A 12,434-nucleotide genomic window follows, 5' to 3' on the forward strand; every position below is an offset into this window, starting at 1 on the left:
GCCATGTACGAGTACCAAGAAGACTTCATCCGCTTCGCGCTGGACCGCGGGGTCCTGCGCTTCGGGCGGTTCACGCTCAAGTCCGGCCGCGAGAGCCCCTACTTCTTCAACACCGGGCTGTTCAACAGCGGCACGGCACTGAGCAAGCTCGGGCGCTGCTACGTGGAATCCCTGGTACGGGCGCAGATCGACTTCGATCTGGTCTTCGGCCCCGCCTACAAGGGCATCCCGTTGGCCACCGCGGTGGCCATGGCGCTGGCCGAGACGCGCAACCGCGACGTCCCGTACGCCTTCGACCGCAAAGAGGTCAAAGACCACGGCGAAGGCGGGCGACTGGTGGGTGCACCGGTGGAGGGTCGGCGCGCCGTGATCGTCGATGACGTCATCTCCTCGGGGATCTCCATCCGCGAGGCAGCGGAGCTGATCACCGCCGAGGGCGGCACCGTGGCCGCCGTGGCCATCGCCCTCGACCGCAAGGAGCGCGGCCGCGACGAGGTATCGGCCGTGCACGAGGTCGAGCAGACCCTGGGGGCGCCGGTGGTCCCGATCATCACCCTGGATCACCTCGAGACCTACCTGGCCGATCACGGCGGCAAGGGCGATACCCTGGACGCCATCCGCCAGTACCGGGCGCGCTACGGCGCGGCGTAGCCGCGCCTCGGCTGGCAAGGGCCCCTCCGGGGCGATAGGATAGGCGCAGAACCTGATCCCTCCATCAGATTGAAGGAACGCCATGGATGCGCGGCTCCATCATGGACCCCGCCCGAGCCTGCGGGCAGCGGTCCTACTGGTCAGCGCCCTCGCCCTCGCCACCGGCTGCACCGACCACGGCGCCGAGGAACCTCCCGACCAACGGCCCCGCCCGGTCCAGACCCTGATCCTAGAAGACCCCGATCAGCTCGCCGAGCGCCGCTTCACCAGCCGCGTGGCGGCGCAAAACCGGGCGTGGGTCTCGTTCCGCGTCGGCGGTGAGCTGGAGGGTGTCCACGCCGAGGTCGGCGACCGCGTCGCCGCCGGCGAGCGCCTCGCCGAACTGGACGACTCCGACCACGTCCGCGAGGTCGACGAGTTGGAGGCCCAGCTCGAGGCGGCACGGGCACGGCAAGCCTACGCCGCCACCGAGTACCTGCGCGCCGCGCAGCTGGTGGAGGAAGAGGCGATCACCCAGTCGGAATACGACCAGGCCGCCCGCCAGCGCGACGAGGCCCAGGCCGAAGCCGCCTCGCTGCAGGCCGGGCTGGCCCTGGCCCGGGATCGACTGGCCTACACCCGCCTGCGCGCCCCTTTCGACGGAGCCGTCGCCGAACGCCGCTTCGACACCCACGAGGCGGTGCCGCCCCAGGAACCGGTCTACCTGCTAGAGGACCTCTCGCAGCTGGAGGTCGAGGTCGGTATCCCCGAGGAGTTCATGGTCTACCGGGACCATCTGCAGCAGGTGCAGGTCCGCATTCCGGCCCTCGACGCCGTGTACCCGGGGCGCATCCGCACCGTGGGCGTGGACGTGCTCCCCGAGCGCCAGACCTACCCGGTCCAGGTCGCCCTGACCGAGCCCGGGGAGCAGTTGCTACCCGGCATGACTGCGGAGGTCATCTTCCACGCCGAGATGGACCCGAGCGAGGGGTTCCGCATCCCCCTAACCGCCCTCCACGAGCACGACAACGAACACCAGGTCTGGCTCCGCGGGGATGACGGCACGGTCCGTCGTCAGGCCGTGGAGCTCATCGCCCTGGACCGGCGCAGCGCCCTGGTGGCGGACGGGCTGGAGACCGGTGACGAGGTGGTGACCGCCGGCGTGCACCACCTGGCCGAAGGCCAGCCCACCCGGCGGATGGATCCGGAGGCGCCGTGAGCATCGGCGGCTGGAGCCTGGCGCGTGCCCGGCTGATCGTCTTCGCGACGGTCCTGATCGGGCTGTCCGGCCTGTGGGCCTACGGCCAGCTCGGGCAGCTCGAGGACCCCGACTTCACGATCCACACCGCTCTGGTCCAGGCCGAGTACCCCGGTGCCCGGGCCGAGCGGGTGGAGGCGGAGGTCACCGAGGTCCTGGAGCGGCATATCCAACAGCTGGAAGAGCTCGAGGAGATCGAGTCGGTCAGCCGCGACGGCGACGTGGTGATCTACGTCGACGTCGACGAACGCTACTCCGGGGCGCGTCTGCGCCAGATCTGGGACGAGCTGAACAAGAAGGTCCAGCGCGCCAGCCTCGAGCTGCCCAACGAGGTACGCGGGCCGGTGGTGGACGACGACTACGGCGACGTCTTCGGGCTCCTCTACGCCGTCACCGGCGAGGGCTACAGCCTGCGCAAGATCGACGATTACGCCGATGAGCTCCGCCGCGAGCTGCTGCGCGTCCCCGGTGTGGCCCGCGCGGAGCTCTTCGGGCGCCAGGGCGAGCGGATCTTCATCGAGATCAGCCGTGAGCGGCTGTCGGCACTGAACCTCCACCCCGGGCAGATCGCCGAGACCCTGCAACGGCAGAACGTGGTCGCCCCGGCCGGCGCCATCGACCTGGACGACCACCGGGTGGGGCTGTTCGTCTCCGGGACCTTCGACAGTGTCGAGGACGTGCGCGGGCTGTCCATCCGCAACCCGGAGACCGACGAGCGGATCTACCTGCGCGACATCGCCGATGTGCGCCGCGGCTTCGCCGATCCACCGGAGCGGGTCTTCCGCCACGACGGCGAGCCGGGTGTGGCCCTCGGGATCTCACCGGCTCCGGGGACCAATGTCGTTGAACTCGGCGAGCGCATCGAGCAACGCCTGGCCGAACTCGAGCACGACCGCCCAGTGGGCATGACGTTGCATACCGTCAACGACCAACCAGAGACGGTGCGCGGGGCCATCGCCGAGTTCGTGACCAACCTGGCCACTGCCGTGGTCATCGTGCTTGCCGTGCTGTTGATCGCCCTGGGCTGGCGAACCGGTTTGATTGTCGGCGCAGGCGTGCCCCTGACCATCCTCGGCACCTTCCTGGTGATGTGGGTCACCGGCATCGACCTGCACCGCGTCTCACTGGGGGCGCTGATCGTCGTCCTGGGCATGCTGGTGGACAACGCCATCGTGGTCGCCGAGCTGACCATGACCCGAATCCAGCGTGGCGTCGAGCGGGCGAAGGCGGCCCGACAGGCGGTCAGCGAGACGGCCATACCGCTGCTGATCGGGACCGCCATCGCCGCCCTGGCCTTCTCGCCGATCAGCTTCACGCCGTCAGCGGTGGGCGAGTTCACCAGCTCCCTGTTCTGGGTGGTCGCCTTCGCCCTGGGCCTGAGCTGGATCCTGGCGGTGACCTTCACCACCCTGCTCGCCTACCGCTTCCTGCCGGCACCGACCAGCGGCGAGGCCCGTGACCCCCACGACACCCTCTGGCACCGGGCCTACCGGCGCGCCCTGGGCGGGATGCTGCGCTACCGCACCACCAGCCTGATCACCGTCCTGCTGGTGGTGGCCATCGCCGTGGCCGCCTTCACCCTGGTGCCACGGATCTTCTTTCCGGCCGCTGATCGCGATCAGTTCCTGATCGACCACTGGCGCAGCGAGGGCACCCGCATCGAGGCAGTGGCCGACGAGACGGCGCGCCTCGAGGCCTTCCTCCGCGAACACGACGATGTGGCTCGGGTCACCACCTTTGTCGGTGAGGGGGCGCCGCGCTTCTACCTGCCAATGATCCCCGAGCTGCCCAATCCAGCCTACGCCCAGCTGCTGGTCGGCACGGAACCGGACAGCGACCTGGATGCGGTTATGGCCGACGTGCGCGACTGGCTGGATGGGCGGTTCGCCGACGCGCAGCCACGGGTGCGACCGATGATGCTCGGGGACCCGGTACGCTACCCGGTGGAACTGCGCGTGGCCGGCCCGCGTGACCACGCCGAGCTGCGCCAGGTCGCCGAGGAACTGCGCGACTGGCTGGCGGGCCAGCCGGAGACCGCAGGCACGCGACACAATTGGCGCCAGCAGGCGCTATCTCTGGACGTCGAAGTCGACCAGGAGCGAGCCCGCGCCGCCGGGCTCTCCTCGGCCGAGGTGGCAGAAACCCTGGAGATGGCCTACGACGACGGCCCCATCGGGGTGCTCATCGATGGCGACCGCCACCTGCCCATCCACTGGTACCTGCCGGAGGTCGAGCGCGGTGACCTTTCGCGACTCGATACCCTGGAGATCTGGCCCCGGGACAGCGAGCGCCCGGTACCGCTGCGCCAGGTAGCGAACCTGAAGCCGGCCTGGGAGGAGCGCAGCATCTGGCGCCAGGACCGCGTGCCGACGGTGACCGTGCAGGCCGACCTGGTGCCCGGCGCCACCGCCGAGGGGCTGGTGGCCCGACTCGACCCGCAGCTCGACGAGCTCGACCTGCCCTCCGGGCTGGAGCTGGCCTGGGGGGGTGAGGCCGAGGCCTCGTGGGAGGCGCGCGCTGACGTGCTGATCTTCGTGCCCCTGGTGCTGGCGGTGATGGCCCTGCTCCTGGTGGCCCAGTTCAACAGCCTGCGCGACGCCACCGTGGTGGCCCTCACCGTACCCCTGGGGCTGATCGGGGTGGTTGCCGGGCTCCTGCTCTTCCGCCAGCCGTTCGGCTTCATCGCCCTGCTCGGCGCCATGAGCCTGGCCGGCATGCTGATCCGCAACGCCATCGTCCTGGTCGAGCAGATCCGGCTCAACCGCGCGGACGGCATGGCCACCCACCCGGCCATCGTCGAGGCCGGCGTCGGCCGCATGCGCCCGGTGCTGCTGACCGCGGCCACCACCATCCTGGGCATGATCCCGCTGGCCCTCTCGGGCCCCTTCTGGGCGCCCATGGCCACCGCGGTCATGTCCGGCCTGGCCTTCGGCACTATCCTCATCCTCGGCGTGGTACCCGTCCTCTACGCCCTCTTGCATCGCGCCGAACGCTAGCCACCGTCCCGTTACCCGGTCACCACCCGTCCATGCCCATTGCCCAGCTGCTGATCACCATCTACTGCACGGTCCTGGCCTTCTCGGCCATCCATGCCCCGCAGCCGCTGCTACCGACGCTGCAGGCGGCTTTCTCGGTGAGCGAGCCGAAGGCCTCGCTGCTGCTCACCGCTACCCTGCTGCCCCTGGCGGTCGCGCCCATCGCCTACGGCTTCGTCCTCCAGCGCGTCTCCTCGCGGCAGATGCTGGTGGTGGCCTCGGGGCTACTGGCGCTCACCCAGCTAGCGGTGGCCATCGCACCCACCTTCGAGATCCTGCTGGGGCTGCGCCTGGTACAAGGCCTGCTGATCCCGGCCATCCTCACCGCCCTGATGACCTACCTGGCCGCCAGCGCCGCGCCGGGGCGGACCACGCGGGTGATGGCCGGCTATGTAGCGGCCACGGTCATGGGCGGTTTCCTGGGCCGGGCCATCGCCGGCGCCATGACCACCGCCGCCAGCTGGGAGGCGGCCTTCCTGCTCTTCGGGATCGCCCAGCTGCTCTGCACCGCTCTGTTGCTGCGCCTGGACGCCGACCCGCAGGCCGGATTCGGCCGCCTGGACCGCCGCGCCGTCGGCCAGATCCTGCGCCAGCCGCGGGCCCTACGGGTCTACGGCGCCATCTTCTGCGCCTTCTTCGTCTTCCTCTCGCTGCTCACCTTCCTGCCCTTCCGTCTGGTGGAGTTGGAAACCGGACTGAGCGATCTGGGCATCTCGCTGATGTACACCGGTTACCTGATGGGTGTGGTCACCGCGCTCAGCGCCCTGCGCGTGGCTGATCGCATCGGCGGCGTGGTCAACACCATGCTGTTGGGCATCGCCATCTTTGCTGCCTCGCTGGCGATGTTCCTCGGCCCCTGGCTGGCGGTGATCTTCGTCGGGATGTTCGTCTTCTGCGCCGGGATGTTCCTGCTCCACGCCCTGGCGCCCGGGTTCCTGAACCAGGAGGTGGACGGCGATATCGGCGTGGTCAACGGCCTCTACATCGCCTTCTACTACGCCGGCGGCGCGGTGGGCTCCTGGCTACCGGGCTACCTCTACCACGGCCTGGGCTGGGAGGCCTACGTGGCCTCCCTGGCGGCCATGCTCGGCCTGGCCGGGTACTGGATCTGGGGGCTGCGGTCCGCCCCACGCGCTGAACGGGGCACCTACTCCGGCTGACGCCGGATCAGCGTCCCCACGCCCTTGTCGGTGAAGAGCTCGAGCAGCACCGCATGGGGCACCCGGCCATCGATGATGTGCGCATTGCGCACGCCGCCGGCGACGGCGTCCAGAGCGCAGCGGATCTTCGGCAGCATGCCGCCGGCGATGGTGCCGTCGGCGATCAGCTCATCGACCCGCTCGGGACTCAGGCCGGTGAGCAGATGACCGGCGCCGTCGAGCACCCCCGGCGTGTTGGTGAGCAGCAACAGCTTCTCCGCGCTGAGCACCTCGGCGATCTTGCCGGCCACCAGATCGGCATTGATGTTGTAGGAGGTGCCACGCTCGTCCACGCCGATGGGCGCAACCACCGGGATGAACTCGCCGGAGTCGAGCATCTCGACCACCGCCGGGTCGATGTGATCGACCTCGCCGACGTGGCCGATATCGATAATCTCCGGGACCTGGTTCTCAGGCCCGGGCTGCTCCACCTCCAGCTTGCGGGCCCGGATCAGGCCGCCGTCCTTGCCAGTGAGCCCCACGGCGCGACCGCCCTGGGCGCTGATCAGGTTGACGATCTCCTTGTTGACCAGGCCACCGAGCACCATCTCCACCACGTCCATGGTCTCGGCGTCCGTCACCCGCATGCCCTGGACGAACTCCGTCTCCTTGCCGATGCGCTCGAGCAGGTTACCGATCTGCGGGCCACCGCCGTGGACCACCACAACCCGGAAACCGACCAGCCGCATGAGCACGATATCCCGCGCGAAGGCCACCTTCAGTGCCTCGTCCACCATGGCGTTACCGCCGAATTTGACGACAATGGTCTTGCCACGGAAGCGCCGGATGTACGGCAGCGCCTCGACCAGGACCTGGGCGGTAAGATCGGGATCAATTGGGGTCTCGGGCATGGCTCGGATCGTATTCTGAGATTCGGGTTTGGAGGCTGGGTATCGTTATCTGGTTTCGCGCTGGGAGTTTCCAGGGCCGAACGGCTCCTGACAAGGCGCCGGTGCGGTGGGCATCATCCGCCGGGTATCGCCAGCCCCGGCCGCACGGCCGCGAGCAGAGCCTCGAAGGCCTCCCGAATGCGGGCCAGGCCGGCGTCGTCGTTGGCCTCGAAACGCACCACCAGCACCGGCGTGGTGTTGGAGGCGCGGATCAACCCCCAGCCATCAGACCACTCCACACGGATGCCGTCGATGGTGTGGATGGTGGCGTCGGTGAACCGCCGCTGCCCTTCCGTCACCAGTGCGTCCATGAGCTCGACCTGTTCACCCTCCTGGATGTGCACCTTAAGCTCCGGCGTGGAGACACCCTCGGGCAGTTCGGCGAAGATCTCGGCGCTGGGCCGGCCGTCGGCGGCGACGATCTCCACCAGCCGCGCGCCGGTGTAAAGACCGTCGTCGAAGCCGTACCAGCGCTCGGCGAAGAAGGTGTGGCCGCTCATCTCGCCGGCCAGCGGGGCACCGGTTTCGCGCAGTGTGGCTTTGATCAGCGAGTGCCCGGTGCGCGACATCTGCGGCCGCCCACCGGCCGCCTCGATGACCTGCTTGAGGTGCATACTGCACTTGACGTCGAAGACCACCGGCTCGCCGGGACGGCGGCTGAGCACATCGCGGGCGTAGAGCATCAGCTGCCGGTCGGGCCAGATGATTTTGCCTGCCGAGTCCACGACCCCGAGGCGATCGCCGTCGCCGTCAAAGGCCAGGCCCAGGTCGGCCCCGCTCTCGCGGACCCGTGCGATGAGCGTCTCCAGGTTGTGCGGTTCGGCCGGGTCCGGATGGTGGTTGGGGAAGTCGCCATCCACGTCGCAGAACAGGGCCTCCACCTCACAGCCCAGGGCCTCGAAGAGCTGCGGCGCCACCGCGCCGGCGACGCCGTTACCGGCATCGAGGACCACCCGCAGGGAACGCGCCGGGCGGATATCGCCGGTAATCCGCGCCAAGTAGCGCTCCACCAGGTCCGTACGCGATTCCACGCCCCCCTCCCCTGCGGACAGGCAGCCGTCCTGGATGCGCCGATAGAGGGCCGTGATGGCCTCGCCAGAGAGGGTGTCGCCGGCGACCATGATCTTCAGTCCGTTGTACTCCGGCGGGTTGTGGCTGCCAGTGATCATCACCCCGGAGCCGGTCTCCAGCTCGTGGGTGGCGAAGTACATCACCGGCGTGGGGGCCTGGCCGATGTCAACGACATCGCATCCGGCGTCGTTCATGCCGGCAGCCACCGCCGCGGCCAGCTCGGCACTGGAGTGACGGCCGTCACGGCCGACCACCAGGCGGCGGACGCCGCGCTCGCGCGCCTCGCTGCCCACCGCACGGCCCACCCAGCGGACGATGTCGGCATTCAGGGTCTCGCCCACCACGCCACGGACGTCGTAGGCACGAAAGATCGATGCGGGTACTTGCGCTGCGCTCACGGGCTCCTCCTTGTCATTCTCGGTGCGGGGACTCCCCCGTCATAGCGTGCCGCTGTGGCCGAATCCGCCCTCGCCGCGCTCGGTGGTGGCCGAGAACGCCGAGACGTAGTCCAGCGTGACCTGCACCACCGGCTGGAAGAGCAGCTGCGCGATGCGCTCCCCCGGGGTGATCGTATAGGGCTCGGTGCCGTCGTGGGCAAGGATCACCCCGATCTCCCCATGGTAGTCGGAATCGATGACGCCGATACCCTGGGCTACCCGCAGGCCGTGCTTGAGGGAGAGCCCCGAGCGCGAGGCCACCACACCGACCAGGCCGGGGTCGTGGATATTCACCGCCAGCCCGGTACCGATCAGCCGTCGCTGCCCGGGCTCCAGGGCCAACGGCTCGTCCAGGCAGGCCCGCAGGTCGATGGCGGCCGAGCCGTCGGTGGCGTAGTCAGGCAGCGGGATCTCGCTGCCGAGACGTGCATCGACGATGCGTGCTTCGATCCTACGGTGCATGGTGGCTCCTCGTTGCCTCCGCGAACCCGGCGCGCTCGGCCACGATCTGCAGCAGCTCCCGGGCCAGTGCCGTCTTGGGCTGCTCGGCCAGGGCGACGCTGCCGTCGCGCCAGAGGACTTCCAGGGCGTTGTCGTCGGTATCGAACCCCTGACCCGGACCGACGCGGTTGGCGGCGATCAGGTCGAGATCCTTGTCGTTGAGCTTGCGCCGGGCGTACTCGCTGACGCGCTCGGTCTCGGCGGCGAACCCCACCACGAAGGGCCGGGGCGAGCGGGCCGCCACGGCCCGCAAGGTATCCGGCGTGGGCTCCAGGGCCAGGGTCAGGGCGTCCCCGCCTTTCTTGATCTTCTCAGGCGCCTCGCGCTCGGGCCGATAGTCGCTCACGGCTGCGGCGGCGATGAAGCAGTCCGCCTCATCGATACAACCGAGCACGGCATCGTACATCTGCCCGGCCCGCTCGACATCGACTCGCTCCACGCCCGGGGGCGTGGCCAGCGCCGTGGGGCCGGCCACGAGGATCACCCGGGCGCCAGCCTCACGGGCGGCGGCCGCCAGGGCGAAGCCCATCCGGCCGGAGCTGCGATTGGTCAGGTACCGTACCGGGTCGAGGGGCTCGCGGGTGGGGCCGGCGGTGATCAGCACCGTGCGCCCGGCCCACGGCCCGGCGGCGCCCCCGGCATCGAGGAGGGCCGCGGCGATGGCCGCCGGATCGGACATGCGCCCCTCGCCAGACTCCCCGCAGGCCTGTTCACCAACCTCGGGGCCGATACACGCCACGCCGCGGCGGTGCAGGGTCGCCAGGTTTTCGCGGGTCGCCCCCGCCTCCCACATGACGTGGTTCATGGCCGGGGCCACCATGATCGGCGCCCGCGAGGCCAGGCACAGCGCCGCCGGCAGGTCGTCCGCGCGCCCCTGGGCCAGGCGTGCCAGGAAATCCGCGGTGGCGGGTGCCACGACGATGCGATCCGGCCAGCGCGCCAGCTCGATATGGCCCATCCCCGCCTCGGCATCCGGATCCAGCAGATCGGTATGGACGCGGTGGCCGGACAGGGCCTGGAAGGTCAGCGGGGTGACGAAGTGCTGCGCGGCCGCGGTCATCACCACGCGCACGTCGGCACCGCCGCGGCGCAGCTCGCGCACCAGGTCAGCGGCCTTGTAGGCGGCGATCCCGCCGGTCACCACGAGCAGGATGCGGATCGGTCGGCTCGGCAAAGACATACGCGTATTGTCGCAGATCCGTGCAGGCGGCGCGCGACTGCGCTACACCGCTAGCCGATGGGGTTCCATCATGGGCCGCATTCTATCGTTTCATCCCATTGGGGACAGGGTATTCACCCGAGGAGGCACCATGAGCCGAGAGCACGCACACGTGGACGAGACCACCGAGCATTACGCGCATACGTCGGAGGCCGATACCGGCTCCGAAACCGCCGAAGGAGCGGCCACCGGCGGCAGCGCACTAGGCCGGATGTTCGGGGCGACGGACGAGAACGAGTTCGAGACCTACGAAGAGCTGGATGCCCACATCAAGCGCACCGAGTCCGCCGCCATGGTGCGGCTGATCGGCGCTCCCGCCGCAGCAATGGTGGTCCTTCTGGGCCTGCATCTGGTGGGCGCTCACCAGCTGGCCATCGCCCTGGCCTTCCCGCTGCTGTTCATCGTCGCGATCTTCATGATGACGGCCAACATCAACCGCTACCAGGCGCGCCGCCTCAAGCGCGTGCGCGACAACTGGGCGGAGGAGTAATCGCCGGGGCGCCGCTGCGCGGCGGCGCCCATTGACAACCCATGGACTCGACGCCGCCAGGGAGGGCAGTGTCATGTCGATACGTTCGTGGCCGCGCGAGGAGCGGCCCCGCGAGCGGCTGATCCAGCGCGGTCCGCAAGCGCTGTCCGACGCCGAGCTGCTCGCCATCTTCCTGCGCACTGGGCGCCGCGGCCAGTCCGCGGTGGAGCTGGCCCGGGAACTGTTAGCCGCGTTCAGCGGCCTGCGCGGCCTCCTCGAGGCCGATCGCGAGACCTTCGCCGCCCGCCCGGGGCTGGGCGACGCCAAGTACGCCCAGATGCAGGCGGCCCTGGAGATCGCCCGACGCCACCTGGGTGAACAGCTGCAGCGGGGCCCCACCCTGAGCAGCCCGGCGCAGACCCGGACGTACCTTGCCGCGCTGCTGCGCGACCACCCCAGCGAGGTCTTCGGCGGGCTGTTCCTGGACAACCGCCACCGAGTGATCGGCTTCGAGGAACTCTTCCGCGGGACCATCAACGGCGCCAGCGTCTATCCGCGAGAACTGGTGCGCCGCGCCCTGGCCCACAATGCAGCCGCGGTGATTGTGGCCCACAACCACCCCTCCGGCATCACGGAACCGAGTGCTGCGGACGAGGCCCTGACCCACCGCCTGCGCGAGGCCCTGGGACTGGTCGACGTCCGTCTGCTGGATCACTTCGTGGTGGGCGACGGCGAGCCGGTGTCACTCGCCGAGCGGGGGGTCCTGTAGGGGGCACATCCGCTGCGCGGGGTGCAGCGCTCCATGAGGCGACGGCTCAGGCGCTGACCGCCCCGCGCAGTTTGCTGATGGCGTTCTTCTCGAGCTGGCGGATGCGCTCGGCAGAGACACCGTAACGCTCGGCCAGCTCCTGCAAGGTCTGGCGCTCTTCCTCCAGCCAGCGGGCGCGCAGGATGTTCTGACTGCGCTCGTCCAGCTGACCGAGCGCCTGGTGCAGCGAATCGTCCTGGTGCGTCCCCCAGTCGGAACTCTCCACCACCTCGGCCGGATCGAAGCGCCGGTCCTCCAGGTAGGCCACCGGGGCCCGCGCCTGCTCTTCATCTTCTTCGGAAACCAGCGGATCGAAGCCCAGATCCTGCCCCGAGAGCCGGGACTCCATCTCCAGGACCGTCTCAGGCTGGACGCCGAGATCCTCGGCCACCGCGTTGACCTCTTCGCGGGTCATCCAGCCCAGGCGCTTCTTGGCGCCACGCAGGTTGAAGAACAGTTTGCGCTGCGCCTTGGTGGTGGCCACCTTGACGATGCGCCAGTTGCGCAGGATGAACTCGTGGATCTCGGCGCGGATCCAGTGCACGGCGAAGGAGACCAGACGAACCCCCACGTCCGGATCGAAGCGCTTGACGGCCTTCATCAGGCCGATATTGCCTTCCTGGATCAGGTCACCGAGGGCCAGGCCGTAGCCGCGGTACCCCCGAGCCACGTGGACGACGAAACGCAGATGCGAGAGCACCAGCTGCCGGGCGGCGTCGAGATCGCCTTCGTACTGGCACCGCCGGGCCAGCTCGTACTCCTCGTCGGCATCGAGCACCGGGATCTGGCTCACTGCCTGGATATACGCGTCCTCGCTGCTCGTCGGCAGCGGCAGATTGGCGTTACCCGCCGTGACCAGTGCCGTGCTCATACGCGCCTTCTCCTCCAACCTGTTCAAGACTCCTCTAGCCAGCCAC

The 12,434-nt window shown here is 69.4% G+C and carries 11 protein-coding genes; 6 read left to right on the top strand and 5 right to left on the bottom strand.

Annotation, left to right across the window (positions count from 1 at the left end):
* The first annotated feature begins 3 nt into the window (after positions 1–3).
* The 4 genes from pyrE to HHAL_RS11590 all read left to right on the top strand — a co-directional run bounded on the left by pyrE (position 4) and on the right by HHAL_RS11590 (position 6,083).
* Complete coding sequence (pyrE, locus tag HHAL_RS11575) at positions 4–651, top strand: orotate phosphoribosyltransferase (protein ID WP_011815077.1); 648 nt, start codon at positions 4–6, stop codon at positions 649–651.
* 82 nt (positions 652–733) lie between these two features.
* Positions 734–1,849, top strand: coding sequence for an efflux RND transporter periplasmic adaptor subunit (locus HHAL_RS11580; protein WP_011815078.1), 1,116 nt, complete (start codon positions 734–736; stop codon positions 1,847–1,849).
* Positions 1,846–4,884, top strand: a complete 3,039-nt coding sequence (locus tag HHAL_RS11585) for an efflux RND transporter permease subunit (protein WP_011815079.1) — start codon at positions 1,846–1,848, stop codon at positions 4,882–4,884. Before HHAL_RS11580 ends, HHAL_RS11585 begins: the two co-directional genes overlap by 4 nt.
* Before the next feature lie 32 nt (positions 4,885–4,916).
* A complete protein-coding gene (locus HHAL_RS11590) occupies positions 4,917–6,083 on the top strand; it encodes an MFS transporter (RefSeq protein WP_011815080.1) in 1,167 nt (388 codons plus the stop codon).
* Here the strand turns inward: HHAL_RS11590 and argB are convergent.
* From argB to coaBC, 4 genes are all read right to left on the bottom strand, one after another.
* Positions 6,071–6,973, bottom strand: a complete 903-nt coding sequence (gene argB / locus HHAL_RS11595) for an acetylglutamate kinase (protein WP_011815081.1) — start codon at positions 6,971–6,973, stop codon at positions 6,071–6,073. The genes HHAL_RS11590 and argB overlap by 13 nt on opposite strands.
* A 113-nt stretch (positions 6,974–7,086) precedes the next feature.
* Positions 7,087–8,481, bottom strand: a complete 1,395-nt coding sequence (locus HHAL_RS11600) for a phosphomannomutase/phosphoglucomutase (protein ID WP_011815082.1) — start codon at positions 8,479–8,481, stop codon at positions 7,087–7,089.
* Positions 8,482–8,520: 39 nt separating this feature from the next.
* Positions 8,521–8,982 (bottom strand): dUTP diphosphatase, encoded by a 462-nt coding sequence (gene dut, locus HHAL_RS11605; RefSeq protein ID WP_011815083.1) that lies wholly within the window; start codon positions 8,980–8,982, stop codon positions 8,521–8,523.
* Complete coding sequence (gene coaBC, locus HHAL_RS11610) at positions 8,972–10,201, bottom strand: bifunctional phosphopantothenoylcysteine decarboxylase/phosphopantothenate--cysteine ligase CoaBC (protein WP_011815084.1); 1,230 nt, start codon at positions 10,199–10,201, stop codon at positions 8,972–8,974. The genes dut and coaBC overlap by 11 nt, the downstream gene beginning before the upstream one ends.
* A 130-nt stretch (positions 10,202–10,331) precedes the next feature.
* On the opposite strand from coaBC, the gene HHAL_RS11615 reads away from it, so the two are divergent.
* Positions 10,332–10,730, top strand: a complete 399-nt coding sequence (locus HHAL_RS11615; RefSeq protein WP_011815085.1) for a hypothetical protein — start codon at positions 10,332–10,334, stop codon at positions 10,728–10,730.
* A 73-nt stretch (positions 10,731–10,803) separates the two neighbouring features.
* Entirely contained in the window at positions 10,804–11,478 is a 675-nt protein-coding gene (radC, locus tag HHAL_RS11620; protein ID WP_011815086.1) for a RadC family protein, read from the top strand.
* 46 nt (positions 11,479–11,524) lie between these two features.
* Here radC and rpoH read toward each other — a convergent pair whose 3' ends face one another.
* Entirely contained in the window at positions 11,525–12,388 is an 864-nt protein-coding gene (gene rpoH, locus HHAL_RS11625; RefSeq protein WP_011815087.1) for an RNA polymerase sigma factor RpoH, read from the bottom strand.
* Positions 12,389–12,434: the final 46 nt, after the last annotated feature.

Source organism: Halorhodospira halophila SL1, assembly GCF_000015585.1.
GTDB classification, from domain to species: domain Bacteria; phylum Pseudomonadota; class Gammaproteobacteria; order Nitrococcales; family Halorhodospiraceae; genus Halorhodospira; species Halorhodospira halophila.

Coding starts and splice junctions, on each gene's coding strand:
- pyrE (WP_011815077.1), top strand. CDS start 4: ATGTACGAGTACCAAGAAGACTTCATCCGCTTCGCGCTGGACCGCGGG.
- HHAL_RS11580 (WP_011815078.1), top strand. CDS start 734: ATGGATGCGCGGCTCCATCATGGACCCCGCCCGAGCCTGCGGGCAGCG.
- HHAL_RS11590 (WP_011815080.1), top strand. CDS start 4,917: ATGCCCATTGCCCAGCTGCTGATCACCATCTACTGCACGGTCCTGGCC.
- argB (WP_011815081.1), bottom strand. CDS start 6,973: ATGCCCGAGACCCCAATTGATCCCGATCTTACCGCCCAGGTCCTGGTC.
- dut (WP_011815083.1), bottom strand. CDS start 8,982: ATGCACCGTAGGATCGAAGCACGCATCGTCGATGCACGTCTCGGCAGC.
- coaBC (WP_011815084.1), bottom strand. CDS start 10,201: ATGTCTTTGCCGAGCCGACCGATCCGCATCCTGCTCGTGGTGACCGGC.
- HHAL_RS11615 (WP_011815085.1), top strand. CDS start 10,332: ATGAGCCGAGAGCACGCACACGTGGACGAGACCACCGAGCATTACGCG.
- radC (WP_011815086.1), top strand. CDS start 10,804: ATGTCGATACGTTCGTGGCCGCGCGAGGAGCGGCCCCGCGAGCGGCTG.
- rpoH (WP_011815087.1), bottom strand. CDS start 12,388: ATGAGCACGGCACTGGTCACGGCGGGTAACGCCAATCTGCCGCTGCCG.